Origin of the sequence: Neobacillus sp. SAB-20_R2A (genome assembly GCF_049568635.1) — a bacterium.
In the GTDB taxonomy this organism is placed as follows: domain Bacteria; phylum Bacillota; class Bacilli; order Bacillales; family Cytobacillaceae; genus Neobacillus; species Neobacillus citreus.
The window spans coordinates 3,844,431-3,866,523 of sequence record NZ_CP145895.1 but is presented as its reverse complement, the minus strand read 5'-3'; the positions used below and the strand labels follow the sequence as shown (position 1 = coordinate 3,866,523).

Below are 22,093 nucleotides of genomic sequence, written 5' to 3'. Positions count from 1 at the left end.
GGAGAGGTTTTTATGGAGAAATTGATTATTACAGTGGCGCCGACGGGGACGAATACTACGAGGATCGACACACCGTATGTACCTCTAACACCAAAGGAAATTGCCGACGAAGTTTATCTCGCCTGGAAAGCAGGCGCTGCCATCGCCCATCTGCATGTTCGTGAAGCAGATGGTTCACCGTCCATGGATGTTAATTTATATCGTGAAACTGTAGAACGTGTAAAAGATAAATGTGGGGATGAACTGATCATTAGTTTAACTTCTGCTGGCAAACATGGCCTCTCAGACGAAGAGCGGCTTGCGTTTTGTGAATTGGCGCCTGATTTTGCTTCATTAGATACTGGATCATTAAACCTTAGAAACATTGTATTTATGAATTCCCCGCAATTTTTGCGGAATTTAGCTGCTAAAATGCAGAAATATCAAATTAAGCCTGAAATAGAAGTATTCCATCCAGGTATGATTACAAATGCGATGAAGATTGTCGATGAAGGCTTGATTACGGGTGATTTGCATTTTCAAATTGTATTAGGAGCTGATGGCGGCATGCCGGCAACTCCAAAAAGCCTGCTGTATATGTTGGACTCTTTACCAGAAGGAGCAAGCTGGGGCTGTGTAGCATTTCGAAATCAATTCGCAATGAATACACTGACCATTGGTCTCGGTGGCGATGTTCGAGTGGGGATGGAGGACCATGTTTACATACGGCCTGGAGTTCTTGCTAAATCGAATGCAGAATTTGTAGAACGGATTAAAAACGTTTCTTATGAATTTGGGCGTGATGTCGCTACACCAGTTGAAGCCCGAAAAATTATGAAGGTAGAACAAAAAGCGGCAAAATTTTAAAACAAAACTATAAACAAGGAGTATGACTATGTCTGAATATGTAAAAAATCTTGTGTTAATCCCCGGGCTTAACAATACAAAACAAATTTGGGACGAAGTAATCGAACACTTGCCTTCATCGATTGAATGCTACCCGATTACTGTTCCGGCGATTGCTAACTTAGATCAATTAGCCGAGGAAGTATTAAAGGATTTACCTGATCAGTTTCATCTTGCTGGATTTTCATTTGGCGGCTTCCTGGCACTGGCAATGTTAGAAAAGGCGCCTGAACGGATTACCGGCTTATCTCTTATTGGCACGAGTGCTGAAGGGGAGTCAGACGCTTCAAGGGAGCTTCGGAAAAAGTCCATTGCCCGTGCTGAGTCCGGCGAATATGAAGAAATGGTAGCAGCAGGTGTGAATCGGACATTTTTTCCTAGCAATGTCGAAGATAAAAAGTTTCAAAAGATTAGAAAGCAAATGCTTACAGATTACGGACAAGACCGCTATGTAGCCCATGCAACTGCCACGATGGCAAGAGTCGACCGTCATCACTTATTGGAGAAACATGATATCCCATATTTATTTGTTGCAAGTGTCAATGATGTAGTTGTTCCTCTGGAGAAGACGAAGCAAATGACCAATTATGCAAAAAATGCCCAGTTTGCTACTGTCGATAGAAGCGGTCACTTAATACCGCTGGAGCAACCTAAAGAGTTAGCGGAGTTAATGGAACCATGGCTGGGAAAAAATAATCATTCCTGAAATTTAGAGAGCCACCATATAGAGCAGGTGGAGAATTCATGTAATATATTGGAGGATAAAATTCATGTATATAAATGGAAGTTGGGTTAAATCTGATCAAGTTTTAGAAGTAAAGAACCCTGCAACTGGTGAATTGGTAGATGTTGCATATCTGATTGGAGCAAAAGAAACAAACCAAGCTATCCAAGCCGCAAAGAATGCCTTCCCGGTATGGTCCTCTTTAACAGCAGAACAACGCAGCGATTATCTCTACCAAATTGTTGATAAATTGCTAGAAAAAAAGGAACATCTCGCTAAAATCATAACAAAGGAAATGGGGAAATCAATTCATAACGCACGGTATGAGGTTGGCAGTACGATTTCATTTTTCAAATGGTTTGCCGAAGAAGCAAGGCGGGTATACGGTGACGTATTGCCGATTTCAACAGCGAATAAACGAGCGCATGTTATTAAACAGCCAATTGGAGTAGTAGCCGCTGTTACACCTTGGAATTTCCCGCTTTCGATGGGTGCTAGGAAATTAGCTCCTGCACTCGCTGTTGGGTGTACTGTGATTGTCAAGCCATCATCAGAGGCGCCGTTATCATTGATTGAACTTTTTAAGATATTTGATGAGGTTGGACTTCCAAATGGAGTAGTGAATCTCGTACTAGGACCTTCCGCTGAAATTGCGAAAACATTAATGGATAGCCAAGATGTACGCAAGATTTCATTTACAGGGTCCACAGAAGTAGGTAAAACATTAATTCGCCAATCAGCCGATACAATCAAGCGTGTTTCGATGGAGCTGGGAGGGCATGCTCCATTTATTGTCTTTGATGATGCCGATATAGATTTGGCAGTGCAAGGAGTTATTTCAAGTAAATTTGCCTCATCCGGGCAGCAATGTGTCTGTACGAACCGCGTTTATATCCAGGAATCCATCTATGAGCAGTTCGCTGAGAAATTCCAGAAGGCTGTTAGGCAAATGAAGGTTGGGAACGGAATGGATGAATCCAATCAAATGGGGTCTTTAATTAATGAAAATGCCATTAATAGTATTCATGGCCAAGTCAATGATGCCCTAGAAAAAGGTGCTCGGGTACTTTGTGGAGGTGTCAGATTAACAACTGAGGAATATGCAAATGGCTATTTCTATGCACCAACCGTATTAGCTGACGTAACGGAAGAGATGGTCATTACAAGGGAGGAAACATTTGGTCCCGTGGCCCCACTCATTCGCTTTCAAACAGAGGCAGAAGTAATAGAGAAGGCTAATAACACGAACTATGGCCTTGCATCCTATTTCTATACGAATGATTTGTCACGGATGTATCGCGTTTCTGAGAAATTGCAATATGGAATGGTTGGTGTAAACGATCCAGCACCATTCTCCATGCAAGCACCATTTGGTGGGGTAAAGGAAAGCGGCTACGGCAGGGAAAGCGGCAAATATGGTTTGGAAGATTATCTGGAAACAAAATCAATTTCCATTATGATTAAGCAATCACCTGTTGGCTAAATGGAGAAACATGAGATCATGAAGGATGTTCACTCGCATTTTATTCCAAAAGAAGCTCTATTGTGGCTTGAGCAGCATCAGCATCTTGTTTCGGTAAGGCGGGAACAGCTAACAGACAATCGGCCAGATGTCCTTATCATTAATGATACTTGGCCGTTCTCATTATCTGAAGCCTTCATTGATGAAAACCAGCATGCAGCTGCGCAAAGAAAAGCTCAAATTGGCCATACATTAGTGTCACCTCTACCACAATTGTTTTTATATAATACTGACCCTGCTATTACGTCTGAATTTGCCGCAGTATACAACCAAGGGCTGATTGATATGATGAAAAGAAGCAACACTAGATACTCTGGCTTATCAACAGTTCCCCTAAATGATCCAATTAAAGCGGCATCAGAATTGAAGTCTACAATGAAAAAAGGGTTGTTAGGATCAATTATTGGCACCGGCATAGACGGTACTTTATTAACTGATGAACGATATATTCCATTTTGGGAAGAGGCTAATCGTCAAAAAGCGATTGTTTTTATTCATCCGCTTCTTAGTCAGGACAAAAGGATGAATAAAGGAAAGATGTCGACCTTAATGGGGGTTCTATGGGAGACAACAGTATGTGCTGCAGATTTATTGCTACAAGGCTATTTAGACGTTTATCCAAACGTAAGGATTCTCTTGGCGCATGGCGGGGGCTTTCTTCCTTACCAGATTGGGAGAATGTCGAAGGGATACCAGCAGTGGGAATCTGTTTCAAAAAATTTAAGCGCATCTCCGGGGGACTATTTGAGAAAGTTTTGGTTTGACTCCGTACTTTGGAATGATGATGCGCTTTCCTTCTTAGTCAAATTGGCAGGTGAGGATCGGGTTGTGCCAGGATCTGACTTTCCGTTTGAGCTAAAAGATTTCCCCCCAATCAATAAGAATCTATCAGGATGGGATTCTTTAATATCATAAATACATGGAATACCCCTTCAAAATAAATGGCATCTTTTTTTTACAGTATTTTGAGGGGGAATGTGAATTTCATATTTGAAATTGTTGTTAAAATATGGTGTAATTATGAATGGACATTCATTTAGGGAAGGTGGAAGGTTTGACAGGAATGGGTCAAAAACAGAGTTTAGTGCCTGCATTGGACTCATCTATTAAAATCTTAGAATTACTTGCAAAACAGGAATTTCATTCAGCTACGCTCACTGAAATCGCGAATGCACTATCAATCAATTTTAGCACCTGTTTGCGGATCCTAAGAACGTTAGAAGAAAAAAACTATGTAGTATTGGAAAGCAGCTCGAAAACTTATTCATTAGGACCACCTCTAATTGCTTTAGGCAATCGCGCAAAGGAAATTAATAACTATATAGAAGTTGCCAGTATGTATTTAAAGGACCTTGTGAAAACGGGTTTAACTTTTGTATTAGTAAAAAGACTACGTGAAACACATCTGATGTATGTTGCAAAAGAAGAACCCCCGTTGAAAGTTCGGTTAACTGTTTCTACAGGTGATTCCTTTCCTATTACAGCAGGGGCGCTTGGAAAATGTTTTTTTGCATTTTTGCCAGAAAAGGATTCCAATGATGTCGTCACAAAGCTATTAATTGATCACCAGCTTCCTCAATATACGTCAAACTCGATTACGGCCATTGAAGATTTGAAAAAGCAAGTACCGAAAATCCGTGAAGAAGGAATTGCGGAAAGTCACGAGGAATACTCGCTTGGCATTTCAGCTTATGCTTGTCCAATATTTGATAGTCAAGGCAATATCATTTTGGGACTTGGCTCATATATGCCTAAATCGTTAATTGAGCATATCCACGAGGAAGAACTGAAAGCGATTATGAAATCGAAAGCACAGGAAATTACGCAAGCAATTAGTTCTTTAGTTTAATATATTTTCTCTTGAAAAATCCTCCTTTCATTTTAATAGGAGGATTTTTTTTATGATTATTTCATTGCCGGAATGATCGAAGAATCAACTTTCTTCAAGTGCTGCGTAAACCATTTAAGAGCCTCTTTACTGTATTTATCAAATTTCTCAATGTAAGGTGTAAAATGGTGACCGTCAATAATCACTAATTTTTTGGGTTCACGAGCTTCCTCATAAGCAGCAAGTGTTAAATCGGTAGGTGTGACAATATCATCTGCAGCAACAAGAATGAGTAAAGGAGTAGGAGATATCATGGAAATATATTTCCCAGGCTCGTATGAACGTGAAAGATCGATGGAACGGATTGTCACTTCATTTCTCCAATTGGGTGAGCGTTCACCAGCCTTTAAATACCACTTTACAGCTTCTTCATTTTGATAAATCCCTTGTTCGTCAGTAGTTTCAGCAACAATCTTTTTATAAGCAGGCTTTCCACCAAGCATTCGATTTTCTCGATCATCATAGAAAGTATTTAACAATGTAGGCACCTCATCAGGCTGTACTCTTCTAAGTGCCGCTTGTGAACCGCTAACAGTAGGAACCTGCGCAACAACACAGTTGATTCTTTTGTCCATAGCGGCAACTTGTAAAACATGACCTCCGCTGTAGCTCGTTCCCCAAATCCCGATTCGTGAACGATCAATTTCCTTCAATGTACAGATAAAGGTAATGGCATGCTGAAAATCAAGAACCTGCTCATAGGGATTGATTTCCTGCCTTGGAAACCCATCGCTATCCCCAAAATTCCTGTGATCATAAACAAGAACGGCAAAACCGTTATTGGCAAAATGCTCAGCAAAAGCATCTAGGTACATTTCCTTTAGCGATCCATATCCATGCGACATAATGATAGCAGGAAAATTCTCTTCACTAGTATTAGGGGTGTAAAGCCAGCCCCTTAACATGGCACCTTCTGCATTGAATTCAATATTACTCCTATTAAATAATGATGGACTTTTCATTAGTAATGCCTCCTTATAATTTTAGTTGATATGTCCGATTTTTCTAAAAATTGCATATAAGTAATTTATACTTTATTTTTTTATATTTGTAAATCGTTTTGATATATAAAAAAGAAATAATAAGACTGTTTTTTTTAGAACGACTAATTTCCTTGTTTTAAGCAAACTATTTTATTAATCAGAAAATATAGAATATAATAATTGAATAGATTGTCCTTTTTAGTTAAAATACTGACTGGTTAGTATTTGAAGAAAGTACAGTCTAGACACCTTGAGAAAATAAACTAGTTTTCAGCAATTTTATTTTGAAAAATTTATATTTTTTTAGGAGGAAGTAGAAATGAGAAGTTGGATTGTTAATGAATTAGGGGATCCAAAAGATGTGTTAAACCTGGAGGAAAAATCTGTACCTGCCCTTGAAGAGGGAAAAGTGTTAATTCAAGTGGAGGCATCCTCTCTTAACTTTTTCGATATATTGCTTTGCCAAGGGAAGTATCAGGAAAAGCCGCCGACGCCGTTCACGCCGGGTGCTGAGATATCGGGGATTATCCGGGAAGTGGGTGAAGGAAGCCGGTTTAAGGTAGGGCAGCGAGTTATAGCTACACCTCCACTGCCAAACGGGGGATTATCTGAATGGGTCAGTGTACCTGAGAATTCTGTTTATGTCATTTCCGAGAAGATGTCTCCTAGCGAGGCTGCATCTATGTTTATTACATACCAAACTTCTTATTATGCCTTATATCACCGTGCTAATCTTCAAAAAGGGGAAGTTCTTTTAGTACATGCCGGTGCCGGCGGTGTTGGATCGGCTGCCATCCAGCTTGGTAAAGCAAGAGGGGCGAAAATCATCGCCACTGCTGGTGGACCGGAAAAGGTTCAATTATGTAAAGAACTTGGCGCAGATATTGCCATCGATTATTTGACCGAAGATTTTGTTGATGTTGTGAAAAAAGAAACTGGCGGGCGCGGTGCAGACGTCATTTATGATCCGGTTGGCGGTGATGTTTTTGACCGTTCCAGAAAATGTATTGCTTTTGATGGACGTCTCTTGGTCATTGGATTTGCTGGCGGACGTATTCCGGAAGCCCCTGCGAATCATGCCTTAATTAAAAATTATTCAATCGTCGGAGTGCATTGGGGCTTGTTCCGCCGATTGTATCCGGAGAAGGCGGTCGAAATTCATGAGGATTTAATGAAACTCTATGACCAAGGCTTAATCAAGCCACTCATTTACCGTGAATTTGATTTTACGGATGTTCCTTCCGCATTGGAAGTTCTCGGTGACCGTCAAACTTATGGCAAATTGGTTGCACTGCCATAATGAAATAGTTAAGACAAGACGCTTTAGATAGATTTTACCCGATGATAATAGCAGGAAGTGTGCCTAAATAAAATGGAAAAAGGGTGAAAAATTATGCGTTTAAAAGATAAAGTGGCTATTATAACAGGAGGCGGAGGAGGGATTGGCAGAGCTACAGCAATTCGCTTTGCACAAGAAGGAGCCCGGTTGGTCATTGCCGATTATAGTGAAAAAGCGGGAGCAGAAACAGTTCAGTTGGTCAATGAAATTGGCGGCGAAGCTAAGTTTATTCAAACTGATATGACCAAACCCGAAGATGTACAGATTATGGTTCAAGAAACCATAGATACTTATGGCAAATTAGATATTTTATTTAATAATGCTGGTGTAAAAAGTGGCGAGAGTAAGATTCCAGATGTTTCGTTTGAAGAATGGCAGAAGGTGTTTGATGTAAATACAAATGGAGTTTTCTTAGGCTTAAAATATGCCATTCCCCTGATGTCTTCAGGCGGTTCTATCATCAATACGGCAAGTATCGCCGGCATCAAAGGCCAAAAGTTGGTGGCAGCTTATTCTGCATCAAAAAGCAGTGTAATGGCCCTTACGAAAACAGCGGCAACTGAGTTTGGGAAAAAGAATATTCGTGTGAATGCAATCGCTCCAGGAATCATTGATACAAATATGGTTGAGGATTGGAAGAAAACAAAAAAATGGCCTGTGTTATCTACAGCAAATGCACTGAACCGAATTGGTTATCCTGAGGAGATTGCTAACTTAGTTTTATTCCTTGCTTCAGATGAAGCATCCTTCATTACCGGCGAAACGATCGTAATTGATGGTGGTACATTGAACTTGTAAATTTGTGTGGATCTTAGATTGATATTTGATAAAATATTTTGCGCTAGTAAACTTCCATTTTGGATTTTTACTAGCGCTTTTTTAAACTCTTCTTCAAAAAATCACCTTTTCATCAGGGAAGAGAGTTTAAAAGCAATTAACTAACAGATTGAGTTTGTAGTGAAAGGTGTTTGTTTAACGTGAAAATTGATTCTTTTTTTCCTGACAATGTGAAAGCGGCGTTAAAGAACGACCCGCCTGGGGAATGGATGCCTGCATTGCCTAAGAAGTGCATCCGTTTAAGTTCGGGGTATCCTGCGCCTAGCCTCGTTCCTTCAGGTGAAATAAAGGCGGCGGCGGGGAATTTACTTGATGAGGAGCGTGATTTGCCTCTGCATTATCTTGGAAGTCCTCGGATGGAAAAATTAAAACAGCAAATCCAGAAACGCTTGGCTGAGCGCGGCATAAAGGTACAAGGGGATGAACTGTTAATTACAGCAGGGGCATGTCAGGCGATTGATTTAATTGCGCGCGTGCTGCTTGCGAAAATGTGGCTGTTGCCGTTGAAGCGCAAACTTATATGGAAAGCTATAAGTCTGAAGAGCGAATGGAAGCGGGCGTTCAGATACTTGGAGAGCTTATTGCTTCTTACTTAAAGAAAACAACCTAAAAATTATAGGTTGTTTTTTTTATATCCAAAATGCGCATTGTTTTTGTTTTCGTCTGTGCCTTCTTAATCAAACCTGGCGAGTAAACGTTAAGAATAGGCGAGTAAATCCTAAATTTCGGCGAGTAAATCAAGAAATAGACGAGTAAACCTTGAAATTAGGCGAGTAAAAGTCAAAAATAGACGAGTAAATCCAGTAATACCTAAAATTATCCAGATGGGGCGGTTCACTTTATTTTAAAAACAGCTTTATTATGGTAAATTGGGATAGAAAAAATACATAAAAGAGGTGTCACGATGCCAGTACATTCAGAATGGAGAACATTTGCAGGAACAGACGGCGATGTTCGTGCTTATTTTGCTTCAGTTGAACCAGTTGCCGAACCAAGGCCGACAGTCATTGTAATTCAGGAAATGTGGGGCGTTGACGCCCATATTAGAGATGTGGTTGAGCGTTTTGCAGCCGCAGGTTATGTTGCCATTGCACCAGACCTATTTGCAGAAAATGGAGTAAGGCCTGAGGACCTTGGCGAGGAGAAAGTAAAAGAGGCCAAAGATTTTCTCCATTCTATTCCACATCAAGCGTGGTTCAACCCAGATATACGGGAAGAGGAAATTTCAAAACAGCCTCATGACCGGCAACTAACATTACGCGCGACGTTAACCAAACTGCTTGGAGTCTTAGATCCAAGCAAATCTGAAGGATTTGTCAATCTTTTAAAAGCGACCGCTGATTATGCTCGAAATACGTATTCTCATACAAAGGGGATGCCAGTCTCCTCTGTCGGATTTTGTTTGGGCGGTGCCTTATCTGCAGCGCTTGCTGTTAACGACCCGAGACATGCAGGATCTGTTGTGTTCTACGGCCGTCCCCCAAAAGAAAATATAGATAATATTCAATGTCCAATCCTTGGTTTTTACGGAGGAAACGACCCGAATATCACAAATTTGATTCCTGCTTTTGAGGAAGAAATGAAAAAGTTTGGGAAATCGTTTGAAGCAATTGTTTATCCTAATGCACCGCACGCATTTTTTAATGATACGAATCCAACCTATAATGCACGCTATGCAAGGGATTCTTTTGCTAAAGCGCTAACGTTCTTGCATCAGGTTACCGCCGAATAATTTCAAGAAAACAGGTACTAACGAAATTATAGTACCTGTTTTTTACTTGTTTTTTTCGAAAAAGAAAGGCTACAATAGAATTTATAAGTCTTTTGACAAACTAAACTAACATAAGTAGGGGAATTGCATGATTGTTAAAACAGAAGAAGATATCAATGGAATAAAGGAAATTGGCCGGATTGTCGGTGCTATTCGTGATGAATTGGTGGAACGGACCAAGCCAGGTATCACGACGAAAGAGCTTGATGAAATTGCCGGTCAGCTTTTTGAAAAAGAAGGGGCCATTTCCGCGCCAAAAGGGGAATATGACTTTCCTGGCTATACCTGTATTAGTGTTAATGAGGAGGTTGCCCACGGGATTCCGGGCAATCGGGTCATTAATGAAGGGGACCTCGTTAACATTGATGTGTCGGCCTCAAAGAATGGTTATTTCGCAGACACGGGCATTTCCATTGTTGTCGGTCAAGGGGACGAAGTGCTGATAAAATTATGTGAAACGGCACAAGCAGCTTTTGATGCTGGCCTGAAAAAAGCAAAACCAGGGTCAAAAAAGAGCGGGATTGGCAAAGCGGTTTATCAAACTGCTAAGCAGCATGGATTCACCGTTATTAAAAACCTGACAGGTCATGGAATTGGCCGAAGAATTCACGAACGCCCAGACCATATCTACAATTACCATGAACCTTGGGATGATGAGCTACTGAAAGAAGGAATGGTGATCGCCTTCGAACCATTTATTTCCACACATGAGGAAGAGGTATATGAAAAAGGCGATGGCTGGACCTACATTACGGAAAAAAGCTTTGTCGCTCAAATCGAACATACGTTGATTCTGACGAAAAATGGGCCGATCATCGTAACTAAATAGGAGCTAACGTTAAAAGGATAACCCTTGGAGAAGAGTTATCCTTTTTTCTTATTGATTTTTCTTGTTTTGCCTTGCTGCATTCTTACGCTCTTTTTTACTTAACGTTGATTCGGAGCCAAATTCAGCATCGTTGCTGCCAGTATGAGGCTGGTTACGATTGTTATTACGATTTGTCATGGGTTCTCCTTTCATATGTACCTTCGTTAATTTGGCAAATTAGCCATTCATATAATGCAAGTATTTATGAAAAAATATTCATTGGAAATTTTTATTGATAAACGTATAAGGCGAAATTTTCCTTTAATTACAAGTATGTAAATGCTATAATAAATGGGCTGTGTTTTCTCTATTTTAACCTTGGAAATGCACAAAACATGAAGGGGCTGCCTGCAATGGATTTTGTTTATATTAATCACAATGTTTTAGATAATGTGTTTTATATAATTGTCAGTCTGTTAATGTTTTTTGTGTTAGTTGATAACGTCAAAAAATTTCAACAGTATCGGAAAACCCTTCTGACAGCCTGCATGAGTTTACCGATCATACTTTGTATGAAATTCCCGATATACATTGACGAGTATTGTGTACATGATTTGAGGCAAATTCCAGTATTTATTGGAACACTTTTTGGCGGATGGCCAGTCGGGGCTGTTCTATTGGTGATGATGTTAACATCCCGCTTTGCCATTTACGGTATGAATGATATTACATTAGTTGTATATATTGTGATATTTGTGGCAACAGCCCTATTTTCAGGAAGATTTAATAGGTTTAATCGAAAAAATAAATTGATCAGTTCCGTATTCCTGACTATTGTCCTTGAGGTTTTTACGACTTATATCGCCTTATGGATGTCTGATATATTTGTTGTGACAGAAGCATACATTTTTTATTTTATCATTCTGCCTCCTATTCTTATGTTTTTTATGGTATATATCATTGAATTATTGTCTGATGCTATGTATATCCGATCAAAAATAGTTAAGTTTGAAAAAATGGAGGTTGTCAGCCAATTGGCGGCAAGTATTTCACACGAAGTTCGAAATCCTTTAACCGTTGTAAAAGGATTTATTGAATTGCTGAAATCTCCTAATCTATCTCTAGACGAGAAGAAACGCTATATTGAACATATAGAAAGAGAACTTCATAATGCGGAATCGATTATTAGTGATTACTTGGCCTTCGCAAAACCAGCAATTGAAAAAGTAGAACCACTTCTAATCGAACAAGAGATCCGCAATGTCATTGATATCATGAATCCTTTAGCAAAAATGAGCTCCGTGATTATTACAGATAACCTTGGTCAAGGAACCGTTCAAGGGAATAAGAATTATTTTCGCCAATGCTTTTTAAACTTAATAAAAAATGCTATCGAAGCAATGCCAAACGGCGGGGAGCTTCATGTAGTTTCAGCGCTTGAAAAAAATAAGGTCACCGTTAAAATTGTTGATACCGGTGTCGGCATGAGCAAAGAGCAAATAAACCGCTTCGGTGAGCCATACTACAGCAGTAAAACAAAGGGTACAGGATTAGGTTCCATGGTTGCGGTGAAAACCATTCAGACAATGAACGGGAAGCTTGATATTGAGAGTATCTTAAATGTTGGAACGACCATTACCATCACATTACCTGCCTTTATAACAGAATATAAAATGGTTCAGATGGATAGCCATTTAAAGTTAGAAACTGAATTTTAACAAAAAAGAGCTTAAACGTTTAAGCTCTTTTTTATTATAATCCGATGAGTTTTAACGCGCTAAAAATGATGACCGCTGAGATGACCGTACGAAGGGGCTTTGTCGGTACTTTTGAAGATAAGGTACTCCCTACTAAAACGCCTGGGATCGACCCGATTAACAGGTTCCCTACAAGCATATAATTGACAGTTCCGGCATTCGCGTGAAGGAGTCCGGCAACAGTCACTAATAAAAAGGCATGGGCAATGTCGGTGCCAACCAGCTCAGATCCTTTCAAGCGGTAGAGATATAGCATGGCAAGGGCAAATAATGATCCTGATCCTATTGAAGTCAGGCCGACAATAAAGCCGAAACCGGCACCGATTAAAATTGTTAATGTTCGTTTTTCCTCAATCGGCCTTAATTGCCAGCGGTTCGGCCTGATTTTATTATCAAAAAATGTCTTAATTAAAATGGCTGTGGCCACTAGAATAAGGACATAGCCAAGTCCATGCTTGATAATTTGTTCTTGATTGTGGAAATATTTTTCAAAGACCTGAAGGATGAGAATGGCTCCTGTTGCACTTGGGACACTTCCGATTGCAAGATACTTCATGAGTTTAAAGTTAATCGTTTTCTGTCTCCAATGCTGAATGACTCCAAACAGTTTGGTAATGGAGTTGTAAACTAGGTCCGTTCCCACCGCAATGGAAGGCTGAATTCCGACCATGATGAGCACCGGGGTTAACAATGCTGCCCCTCCAACCCCTGTTAAACCTACCAATAACCCAACTAATAATCCCATTAATGCAATTCCTATGCTCATGATGGGGGCCTCCTTCTTTTGTGACTAATTCCGAGTAAATATATGTGAATTATAGAGTTTGGAGAAGGTTTTGTAAACACTTTTCTGAATTTATTAAAGAAATATTTTTACAGTGAGGATAGGGGGGAAGCGGAAATTAAAAAAAGCAGGACAAATCGAACGGGAGCCCGCTCGATTTGTCCTGCTTTCGGATATTACTCTAAATAACTTCCAGTTCCCTATTCTGCAATAGGACATTCTGAAGTGTTCTGGTTTCCTCTTCGTTTAAAGGAATTAACGGCAAGCGCAGACCGCCGACATTAATCCCTTTCATATTTAGGGCTGCTTTTACAGGTGCTGGGCTTGGTGCTGCAAATAAAGCTTTCATAATTGGCAGTAATTCACGGTGTGCAGCAGCAGCGCCTGCTAAATCCCCATTTTTAAAGCGTGACACCATATCCTGCATTTCATTCCCGATAATATGAGATGCAACGGAAATCACACCAACGCCGCCAATCGAAAGCACCGGCAAGGTCATTCCATCATCACCGCTGTATAAAGAAAAGTCATCAGCAGTTTGTTTAATAATTTCGGCCATGTCATCCAAGTGGCCGCTAGCTTCCTTAACCGCTACAATATTAGGAATCTGAGAAAGGCGGATGACCGTTTCAGCAGATATATTGACGACACTGCGCCCTGGAATATTATAAAGCATTACCGGAAGAGAAGTAGATTCAGCAATCGCTTTAAAATGCTGATACATGCCTTCCTGGGATGGTTTATTATAGTATGGGGCAACGAGCATGATGCCGTCTACACCGACTTCTTCTGCTAGCTTGGTTAGACTGATTGAGGCTCTTGTGTTGTTTGAGCCAGTCCCTGCAATAACGGGAACTCTCCCGTCCGCAACTTCAACCACAAATTTAAATAAAGCCACTTTTTCCTCAGTTGATAAGGTAGGGGACTCACCGGTTGTTCCACAAACCACCAACCCGTCAGTACCATTCGCTAATAAATAATTTACTAAATCTCTCGTCGCATTAAAATCAATTTCGCCATCCTGATCAAACGGAGTCACTATTGCTGTTAAAACTTGGCCAAAGTACATGAATTTCACCCTTTTAAAATTATTTTTAAAAAGAGGTAAGGCCAAACGCAAAAAGCAGCTGCGGGAAAGGCCCAACAGCTGCATCAGAAACGTTAATTTTACAAGTTCCCCTGCGTGAGATAGCCCTCCATATAGTTTCCTATATGACAATTCTGTATTTATTCAATAACAGAACCAGCTCCGGGAACAATGAGATCCTCAGAAGCTTCGGCAAATTCCCCTTTCCGCCACCGTCAACGGGTCCCATTACCCTCGGATGGTTTACTGATGGTCTTTGCGCCTCTATCCTCACTTCATAAGGTATGAAGTAAGAAGTATGTAATTAAAATTAATATAACAGAATATTCCTATTTGTTCAAGGGTTTTTTATCAAAAACGCTAAAATCGTATATTTATTGACATTTATATAGTATGGGGAGGAGAGGAGGGATTAACAGCCCTACGCTTCTTTTTTGAGTTTTTTCCCAATTATCCTTAAAATGGAGTTAATGTTGAAGAGGTGAATTATTGTGAAAATCGAAAATATTTTAATTGTCAGCCCCATGTATCAGGAGCTTCGGGCATACGTCCAAAATGCGGGCGTCCAAAAGAATTTCCGTTATATCCCCGAGGCTGAAGTGAATCAGGCGGATTTGAAATGGGCGGATGCACTTGTATCTTTTAATCTTAAATCGGATTACGATTACAGTCATTTAAAATGGGTGCACTCGCTCGGTGCGGGAGTTGACCGCTTTTTATATAAAAAGACCTGGGACGATAGTGTACTTTTAACAAGGACAGTTTGTACGTTTGGTCAAAGAATCGGAGAGTATTGTTTAAGCTACATATTAAGAGACTTACAATGTCACGAGGAGTTTCGGGAATTACAGCTGCAGAAAAAATGGCAGCAACGGACTCCGAAGCTATTAAATGAACTCAAAGTGATGGTCTATGGAACCGGTGAAATTGGGCAGGCTGTCGCCAAGCTTTTGTCTAGTTTTGGAGTGGAGGTTTACGGCGTCTCCCAAAGTGGAAAAGAAAAAGAGTATTTTAAAGAGGCTTTGACTGTTGAATCTCATTTTACCATCCTAGGGGAAATGGATGTGATCATCAACACGATGCCGCTGACGGAAGAAACGGCTGGATTTTTTAATAGTCAAGTCTTTCAAAAAGTAACAAATGCCGGTTTTATTAATGTAGGGCGGGGAGCATCGGTGGATGAAGAATCATTGCTGCAAGCTTTGGAAGACGGGCAGGTCCGGTATGCTGTCCTGGATGTGTTTACACAGGAGCCGCTGCCGGAAAATCATCCATTATGGAAACATCCTGGCGTACTGATTACCCCTCATATTTCAGCGGTAACGACACCTGAAGAAGGGGCGGCGTGTTTTTTGGATACACTCAGAAACTTGGAAGAAAACAAACCTCTTAACAATAGAGTAGATACCAATAAGGGATATTAGAATAACAGGAGGATGAACGAAAATGACACGAGTAATCGGCTTTATCGGCCTTGGAAATATGGGAGAGCCTATGGTTATGAATTTATTGAAGGCAGGTTTTCAGGTGAAGGTTTACAATCGAACTCCCGAGAAAACAAAGGCAGTTGTTGAAGCTGGCGCCGAGCAAGTGAACAGGCCAGCAGACGCCGCAGCACCTGGCGGAATCGTGATTACGATGGTGGCAAACGATCAGGCAGTGGAAGAGCTAGTATTGGGACCAAATGGGTTTGGGGAAGTGCTTGGTCAGGGCGGTATCCATGTATCAATGAGTACGATAGCTCCAGCAACTTCACGTAAATTAGCAGCTTATCATCAGGAGCACGGCAGCCAATATGTCGCCTCTCCTGTTTTTGGCCGTCCGGAAGCAGCGGCAGCTCAAAAATTGAATATTCTTAGCTCAGGGTCCAGTGTGGCGAAAGAGCGGGTAAAATCCATCCAGGAAGCGCTCGGCCAGCGTGTTTTTGATGTTGGGGAGGAGCCTGAAAGTGCCAATGTCATCAAGTTAGGCGGAAATTTTATGATTATGGCAGCAATGGAAGCCATGGCTGAAGCCTTTAATTTAGCTGAGAAAAATGGTATTGACCGGCAGTTGGCTGCTGAAATTTATGCATCAACCTTATTTAATTGTACAGTGTATCAAAGCTATGGCCAGATGATTGCCAACAAGCAGTTTGAACCGGCGGGTTTTCAGCTGGCGCTTGGTCTTAAGGATTGCAACCTAGTTTTGGAGGAAGCGAATTCGACCAAGACACCGATGCCGTTAGCGGGTCTATTACATAACCGCCTGCTAACCTCAGTGGCCAAAAATCGCGGAAATCAGGATTGGGCTGCACTTGCTAGAATTGCTCTTGAAGAAGCGGGATTGGAATAACAGGGTGTAGCGAAGGATATTGCCGAAATAGTAAGAAAAATAGGATAAATTGAAGGTATACGCGCATTAATTTTGTGTTCTGGCAGGAGAATGGCCGTAAAAGTAGAACATTATAATCAAGCACCTAGAATTGCTTCTTGGAGTAGATAAAACAGGGAGTGGTTAGATGACAAACCTTTTGAACAGAAAAATTTTATTGGCTAGCCGGCCAGTAGGAATGCCAGATGAAAGCAATTTTGAATTTATTGAGGAGAATGTTCCTGAACTTCAGGATGGTGAAGTGCTAATACGGTCACTATATTTGTCTGTTGACCCTTATATGAGAGGCCGGATGTCGGATGCCAAATCATATGCCAAGCCATATGAAGTAGGTCAGCCATTTAAAGGCGGGGTCGTTGGAAAAGTAATCGAATCGAAAAATTCTCGGTTTGAAGCGGGACAGTATGTAGATGGCCTTATGGAATGGGCTGAGTATAACGTTTCTGATGGAGGCGGTCTTCGCAGACTTAACCCAGAATTGGCACCTGTGACTACTGCACTGCATGTGCTCGGAATGCCTGGATTAACTGCTTATTTTGGATTGTTATACATAGGGGAGCCGAAGGAAGGGGAAACGGTCGTCGTTTCAGGAGCATCTGGAGCTGTTGGAACAGTTGTCGGTCAAATCGCTAAATTAAAAGGCTGCCGAGTCGTTGGTATTGCAGGCGGAGACGATAAATGCGCCTATTTAACAGAGGAACTAGGTTTTGATGCTGCGATTAACTATAAAACAGCAGATAACCTTCGCAAAGCATTGAAGGAAGCCTGCCCTAACGGTGTCGATGTTTATTTCGACAATGTTGGGGGTACTGTAAGCGATGCGGTGATGTCCTTAATTAACTTCCAGTCCAGAACCGCCATTTGCGGACAAATCTCTCAATATAATGCGGATAAGCTGCCTATCGGTCCAAGAGTGGCTGGTCAGTTGTTGACAACCAGTTCCTTGATGAAGGGCTTCATTGTTTCTGACTATGCCCAGCACAACAAGGAAGGCATAACACAGCTTACCCAGTGGGTAAGGGAAGGAAAAATCAAATACCGTGAAACGATTGTCGAAGGCTTTGATAACACTGTAGATGCCTTCCTAGGACTTTTCCGCGGTGACAACATCGGTAAACAGCTGGTGAAAGTGGCTGAGGAATAAAGAAGAAAAGAAGTGTCCCTTTTGGGGCACTTTTGTGTTTTTCCCGGAGTGGGTATAAAACGGTATTAGAAATAACAAACAAGTTGCCTATTTTACCCGAAGCTTTATGATTTAAACAGAAATAGGGTAAAATAAAGGAAATTTTATCGGTGAGGTTACCAGCAATGAACTTGAAGTTTCAGCTAACACGTGCATTCATCATAAGTGTCATCTCCCTTGCAGCCTTTGCATTGATGGCAACGCTTATCGAGGCTCATAAGATTGTCCGATTTGATAGCACCATAATAAATTCCGTTCAGGGACTTGAGTCACCTGCCTTAACAGCCATCATGAAATTTTTCACCTTTATTGGGTCGACAAAAATAGTGGTAATTCTCAGCATCCTTATTATTTACTTTCTCTATAAGGTGCTTCACCATCGGCTGGAATTGATATTATTCATTGCCGTGATTGCGGGAACCCCGATTATCAATTCCATATTAAAATCAATCTTTCACCGAGCGCGGCCCGAATTTCATCGATTGATAGAAATCGGTGGCTATAGCTTTCCGAGCGGACATGCGATGAATGCATTTTCTGTATATGGAATACTTGCCTTCCTGCTTTGGAGACATATTGCTACCCGAACAGGCCGCACACTGTTGATTATTTTTAGTATCATTATGATTTTGATGATTGGCATCAGCCGTATCTATTTGGGTGTTCATTATCCAAGTGATATTATTGGCGGCTATTTTGCAAGCGGTTTTTGGATGACAACAACTATCTGGTTTTTCCAATGGTATGTAGAAAGGCAGCCGCAATTAAAAGGGAGACAGTTGAAAAAGACGTAACAAAACGGAGTGGCGCGCCACCCGTTTTTATATTTAGATAGTGACAAGGCCCCACTTTAAATTGTATAATAATTCACAATAATTAAAATGAGGGTAGAGGTAGCTATCATGAGTTCGTTTTTTAAAGATCAGCTAGAACAATTTCAAGAGAAGAATCAAAATCGCGGCAGGCTTTTAGTCAGTTGTCCGGATCAACCGGGTATTGTGGCTGCCATTTCGCAATTTTTATATTCCTACAATGCAAATATTATTGAGTCCAATCAGTATTCTACTAATCCAGAGGGCGGGCGTTTTTTCATCAGAATTGAATTTGAATGCCCCTCTTTAAAAGATAAAGCTCAGGAAATGAAACAAAAATTTATTGAGATCGCTGCGCAGTTTTCAATGGAATGGAGCTTTAGACCGGTTTTTGAGTTGAAAAGAACGGCGATTTTTGTATCAAAGGAATTGCACTGTCTGCTTGAACTCTTATGGGAATGGCAAAGCGGTGATTTATTGACGGACATCGCTCTTGTCATCAGCAATCATGAAGAGGCTAGGGATGTGGTTGAAGGACTGAATATTCCGTTCTACTATATTCCTGCCAATAAGGACATCCGTGCGGAGGTTGAAGCCAAGCAATTGCAGCTCCTCAAGGAACATGAAATTGATGTCATTGTGCTGGCCCGCTATATGCAAATTTTGACGCCGAACTTTGTGGCTGCTAACCCGAATAAAATTATCAACATCCACCATTCGTTCCTGCCAGCCTTTATTGGGGCGCGGCCGTATGAACGGGCATATGGTCGCGGTGTAAAATTAATCGGGGCCACCTCCCATTACGTGACCAATGATTTGGACGAGGGGCCAATTATCGAGCAGGATATTGCCCGGGTTGACCACCGTTCGAATGTTGAGGCTCTAAAGAAAATCGGCCGTTCAATCGAGCGGAGTGTATTAGCGCGTGCGGTCAAATGGCATTTAGAAGACCGGGTTATTGTCCATGAGAATAAGACGATTGTCTTTTAATGCGAAGTTCATATATTTTTAAAAGCCATCCCGTGATAATGGGGGGCTTTTTTGCGTTAGTCTGGAAGAATGAAGCTTTTAATTCAGTTCATAATAAAAACGAAAAGGAGTGAATTTCATGGATAAGAAATATAACACAAACGATGATGCAACGGTGGAATTAAAGAAGGCACTCAATAAAACCAAACCGCCGCAAAACCGGATGAGCGAAGCTGAAAGAAGAATGAAATATGGCGAAAAAGGAAATGAAGTTTAAACTTACTTAAATCCAATAAAAAATGAGGTGAAAAAAATGGCAGATAAAAATCCAATTGAGTACTCAGGAAAGGTATTAGATCAGAGAAATACTTTAACCGGTCCCGATGATTCAGAAAAAGCAGACTATCCTAAACCACCGAAACATGTTTCGATTCAGCAGAAGAATAATAACAATTAATATGAAGATAAAGGGTGTCTGTATGTTGTGACACCTTTTTCTTTTTACATAAGCATTTAATTTTTGTTCCTAAACTGTCATTGTTACTATAGTAGTGTATCTGTTTAAAGAAAGGACTTATAAATAATGACAAATATCCATATACCAGTTTCCGTATTAAACCTTGCCCCAATTCGAGAAGGACAGGATTCAAAACAAGCGATTGAAGCAATGGTTGATTTAGCACAGGCAGTTGAAAAAATGGGATATAAACGCTATTGGATTGCGGAACACCATAATACCCCGACACTAGTCAGTTCTGCGACGGCCATTTTAATAAAACATACCTTAGAACATACAAATGAAATTAGCGTGGGCTCGGGCGGGATTATGCTCCCGAACCACTCCCCATTGGTAGTTGCTGAACAATTCGGAACGATGGCAACCATTTATCCGGGGCGGGTTGAACTTGGTCTCGGCCGCGCTCCTGGAACAGACATGATGACAGCAAATGCACTAAGACGTTCGAAAAATGATTCTGTTTTTACGTTTCCTGAAGATGTTAAAGCGTTGCAAACGTATTTTGGACCTGAAGACCAGCAAGGTTATGTCCGTGCATATCCTGGGGCAGGAACGAATATCCCTATTTATATTCTTGGTTCCTCGACAGATTCTGCTTACTTGGCGGCAAGTCTGGGACTTCCATATGTTTTTGCCTCCCACTTTGCGCCAAGATACATGGAGGATGCGATTTCGATTTATCGCAGCCGGTTCCAGCCGTCTGAGTATTTGGATCAGCCATACATGATGGTTTGTTTAAACGTGGTTGCTGCCGAAACAGACGAGGAAGCAAGTTTCTTATCAACTACGATGCGGCAATTTTCCCTAAATGTTGTTCGCGGTTCCCGTATGCCATTGCAGCCGCCGGTTGAAAATATGGAACAAATTTGGACTCCAATGGAGAAGGAAATGGTGATGTCCATGTCCAGAATGACGATGTTGGGAAGTAAAGAGACCGTCCGGGAGCAGTTGTCAGCATTTCAGGAAAAATATAATGTGGATGAACTTATGGCTGTTACCTATATTTATGATGTTGAAAAACAAAAACGGTCGTATGAGATATTGAAGGAAATTGTGGAAGGGAAATAGAAAAAAAGTGCAAATATCTTGCGGGATATTTGCGCTTTTTTATTATCTTATTTGTACGAATTTTATGGAAAAAGATGTAAAATTAGTGGGGCAATTAAAAAATTCGCTGAAAGGGGAATGGATTAATGGGAGAAGGAAAATCATCATTATTGGTTATAGACGTTCAGTTAGGTCCGCTTTGGGGGACTTATAAAAAGGATGAAACGTTTTCTGTGATACAAAAGATGATTGTTAAAGCGGAAAGGGAAAATGTCCCGGTCTTTTATATTCAGTTTGAAGGTCCGAAGGGGGATTTACTAGCAAGGGGAACACAGTTTTGGCAGTTTGCTCCTGGGATTACTCCACGCGAGCAGGATATTGTGATCTATAAACGGGCGGCAGATTCTTTTTATCAAACGGAATTACAAGAAGAGTTGCAAAAGCGCGGTGTGACCCACCTTGTTGTGGTCGGAGTTAGAACGGAATTCTGCATTGATACGACTTGCCGTGCGGCCTTATCACAAGGTTTTGATGTTACATTAGTTGAGGATGGTCATACCACCGTTGACGGCGTTTATACTGCCGAGCAAATAATAAATCTCCATAATAGTACACTAAGAGGGGTGAAAACTCCTGAACATCAGATTGCTATTGTAAAGGCGGATAAGGTTATCTTTTAAATTAAGACTTTTTGCAACGTATGTCTCGCTAAAAATTGCTGATTTTTCTGATTGTTGGGATTGTGGAGATGGGCTTAGGAGTTTTGATCATGGCAGTGGATTCTAATCATCAAATGTTCCACCGCCA

Annotated in this window: 23 protein-coding genes, 1 pseudogene and 1 riboswitch; of the genes and pseudogenes, 20 read left to right on the top strand and 4 right to left on the bottom strand. The window is 40.9% G+C overall.

What is annotated here, in order from left to right; genetic code table 11:
• The first annotated feature begins 12 nt into the window (after positions 1 to 12).
• From V5M37_RS18720 to V5M37_RS18700, 5 genes are all read left to right on the top strand, one after another.
• Complete coding sequence (locus V5M37_RS18720) at positions 13 to 846, top strand: 3-keto-5-aminohexanoate cleavage protein (protein WP_423798669.1); 834 nt, start codon at positions 13 to 15, stop codon at positions 844 to 846.
• Between the two features lie 28 nt (positions 847 to 874).
• Positions 875 to 1,591, top strand: a complete 717-nt coding sequence (locus V5M37_RS18715; RefSeq protein ID WP_423798668.1) for an alpha/beta fold hydrolase — start codon at positions 875 to 877, stop codon at positions 1,589 to 1,591.
• A gap of 64 nt (positions 1,592 to 1,655) precedes the next feature.
• A complete protein-coding gene (locus tag V5M37_RS18710; protein WP_423798667.1) occupies positions 1,656 to 3,092 on the top strand; it encodes an NAD-dependent succinate-semialdehyde dehydrogenase in 1,437 nt (478 codons plus the stop codon).
• An 18-nt stretch (positions 3,093 to 3,110) separates the two neighbouring features.
• Positions 3,111 to 4,046, top strand: a complete 936-nt coding sequence (locus tag V5M37_RS18705) for an amidohydrolase family protein (protein WP_423798666.1) — start codon at positions 3,111 to 3,113, stop codon at positions 4,044 to 4,046.
• 109 nt (positions 4,047 to 4,155) lie between these two features.
• Positions 4,156 to 4,980 (top strand): IclR family transcriptional regulator, encoded by an 825-nt coding sequence (locus V5M37_RS18700; RefSeq protein ID WP_213145349.1) that lies wholly within the window; start codon positions 4,156 to 4,158, stop codon positions 4,978 to 4,980.
• A 56-nt stretch (positions 4,981 to 5,036) separates the two neighbouring features.
• On the opposite strand, the gene V5M37_RS18695 is transcribed toward V5M37_RS18700, so the two are convergent.
• Entirely contained in the window at positions 5,037 to 5,981 is a 945-nt protein-coding gene (locus tag V5M37_RS18695) for an alpha/beta hydrolase (RefSeq protein WP_423798665.1), read from the bottom strand.
• 340 nt (positions 5,982 to 6,321) lie between these two features.
• On the opposite strand from V5M37_RS18695, the gene V5M37_RS18690 reads away from it, so the two are divergent.
• From V5M37_RS18690 to map, 5 genes and pseudogenes are all read left to right on the top strand, one after another.
• Positions 6,322 to 7,302 carry an NADPH:quinone oxidoreductase family protein gene (locus tag V5M37_RS18690; RefSeq protein ID WP_423798664.1) on the top strand — a complete coding sequence of 327 codons (981 nt, stop codon included), beginning with the start codon at positions 6,322 to 6,324 and terminating at the stop codon, positions 7,300 to 7,302.
• 93 nt (positions 7,303 to 7,395) lie between these two features.
• Entirely contained in the window at positions 7,396 to 8,139 is a 744-nt protein-coding gene (locus V5M37_RS18685; RefSeq protein ID WP_423798663.1) for a glucose 1-dehydrogenase, read from the top strand.
• 179 nt (positions 8,140 to 8,318) lie between these two features.
• Positions 8,319 to 8,707: pseudogene (locus tag V5M37_RS18680) on the top strand (PLP-dependent aminotransferase family protein); the annotation flags it as partial.
• Between the two features lie 375 nt (positions 8,708 to 9,082).
• Positions 9,083 to 9,910 carry a dienelactone hydrolase family protein gene (locus V5M37_RS18675; RefSeq protein WP_423798662.1) on the top strand — a complete coding sequence of 276 codons (828 nt, stop codon included), beginning with the start codon at positions 9,083 to 9,085 and terminating at the stop codon, positions 9,908 to 9,910.
• 127 nt (positions 9,911 to 10,037) lie between these two features.
• Positions 10,038 to 10,778: a type I methionyl aminopeptidase gene (map, locus tag V5M37_RS18670; protein ID WP_423798661.1), complete on the top strand. Its 741-nt coding sequence runs from the start codon at positions 10,038 to 10,040 to the stop codon at positions 10,776 to 10,778.
• 48 nt (positions 10,779 to 10,826) lie between these two features.
• On the opposite strand, the gene V5M37_RS18665 is transcribed toward map, so the two are convergent.
• Positions 10,827 to 10,955, bottom strand: a complete 129-nt coding sequence (locus V5M37_RS18665) for a hypothetical protein (RefSeq protein ID WP_277398144.1) — start codon at positions 10,953 to 10,955, stop codon at positions 10,827 to 10,829.
• A gap of 215 nt (positions 10,956 to 11,170) precedes the next feature.
• On the opposite strand from V5M37_RS18665, the gene V5M37_RS18660 reads away from it, so the two are divergent.
• Complete coding sequence (locus tag V5M37_RS18660; protein ID WP_423798660.1) at positions 11,171 to 12,475, top strand: LytS/YhcK type 5TM receptor domain-containing protein; 1,305 nt, start codon at positions 11,171 to 11,173, stop codon at positions 12,473 to 12,475.
• A 34-nt stretch (positions 12,476 to 12,509) separates the two neighbouring features.
• Here V5M37_RS18660 and V5M37_RS18655 read toward each other — a convergent pair whose 3' ends face one another.
• Both V5M37_RS18655 and dapA read right to left on the bottom strand, forming a co-directional pair.
• On the bottom strand, positions 12,510 to 13,280 hold the full coding sequence (locus V5M37_RS18655; protein ID WP_213145360.1) for a sulfite exporter TauE/SafE family protein: 771 nt from the start codon (positions 13,278 to 13,280) through the stop codon (positions 12,510 to 12,512).
• A 199-nt stretch (positions 13,281 to 13,479) separates the two neighbouring features.
• On the bottom strand, positions 13,480 to 14,367 hold the full coding sequence (gene dapA, locus V5M37_RS18650; protein WP_423798659.1) for a 4-hydroxy-tetrahydrodipicolinate synthase: 888 nt from the start codon (positions 14,365 to 14,367) through the stop codon (positions 13,480 to 13,482).
• Between the two features lie 112 nt (positions 14,368 to 14,479).
• Positions 14,480 to 14,660: riboswitch (Lysine riboswitch) on the bottom strand.
• A 216-nt stretch (positions 14,661 to 14,876) separates the two neighbouring features.
• Here dapA and V5M37_RS18645 point away from each other — a divergent pair.
• From V5M37_RS18645 to V5M37_RS18605, 9 genes are all read left to right on the top strand, one after another.
• Entirely contained in the window at positions 14,877 to 15,809 is a 933-nt protein-coding gene (locus V5M37_RS18645) for a D-2-hydroxyacid dehydrogenase (protein WP_423798658.1), read from the top strand.
• Positions 15,810 to 15,831: 22 nt separating this feature from the next.
• Positions 15,832 to 16,719 carry an NAD(P)-dependent oxidoreductase gene (locus tag V5M37_RS18640; RefSeq protein WP_423798657.1) on the top strand — a complete coding sequence of 296 codons (888 nt, stop codon included), beginning with the start codon at positions 15,832 to 15,834 and terminating at the stop codon, positions 16,717 to 16,719.
• A gap of 166 nt (positions 16,720 to 16,885) precedes the next feature.
• Positions 16,886 to 17,902, top strand: coding sequence for an NADP-dependent oxidoreductase (locus tag V5M37_RS18635; protein ID WP_423798656.1), 1,017 nt, complete (start codon positions 16,886 to 16,888; stop codon positions 17,900 to 17,902).
• A gap of 164 nt (positions 17,903 to 18,066) precedes the next feature.
• A complete protein-coding gene (locus tag V5M37_RS18630; protein ID WP_423798655.1) occupies positions 18,067 to 18,735 on the top strand; it encodes a phosphatase PAP2 family protein in 669 nt (222 codons plus the stop codon).
• Between the two features lie 108 nt (positions 18,736 to 18,843).
• Positions 18,844 to 19,743 (top strand): formyltetrahydrofolate deformylase, encoded by a 900-nt coding sequence (gene purU, locus V5M37_RS18625; protein ID WP_423798654.1) that lies wholly within the window; start codon positions 18,844 to 18,846, stop codon positions 19,741 to 19,743.
• 118 nt (positions 19,744 to 19,861) lie between these two features.
• Positions 19,862 to 19,999: a hypothetical protein gene (locus V5M37_RS18620; RefSeq protein ID WP_423798653.1), complete on the top strand. Its 138-nt coding sequence runs from the start codon at positions 19,862 to 19,864 to the stop codon at positions 19,997 to 19,999.
• 36 nt (positions 20,000 to 20,035) lie between these two features.
• The gene (locus tag V5M37_RS18615; RefSeq protein WP_423798652.1) at positions 20,036 to 20,179 is read left to right on the top strand and encodes a hypothetical protein; all 144 of its coding nucleotides are present in this window, start codon (positions 20,036 to 20,038) and stop codon (positions 20,177 to 20,179) included.
• Positions 20,180 to 20,305: 126 nt separating this feature from the next.
• On the top strand, positions 20,306 to 21,307 hold the full coding sequence (locus V5M37_RS18610) for an LLM class flavin-dependent oxidoreductase (protein WP_423798651.1): 1,002 nt from the start codon (positions 20,306 to 20,308) through the stop codon (positions 21,305 to 21,307).
• A 125-nt stretch (positions 21,308 to 21,432) separates the two neighbouring features.
• Positions 21,433 to 21,966 (top strand): cysteine hydrolase family protein, encoded by a 534-nt coding sequence (locus V5M37_RS18605; protein ID WP_423798650.1) that lies wholly within the window; start codon positions 21,433 to 21,435, stop codon positions 21,964 to 21,966.
• The last annotated feature ends 127 nt before the right edge of the window (positions 21,967 to 22,093 follow it).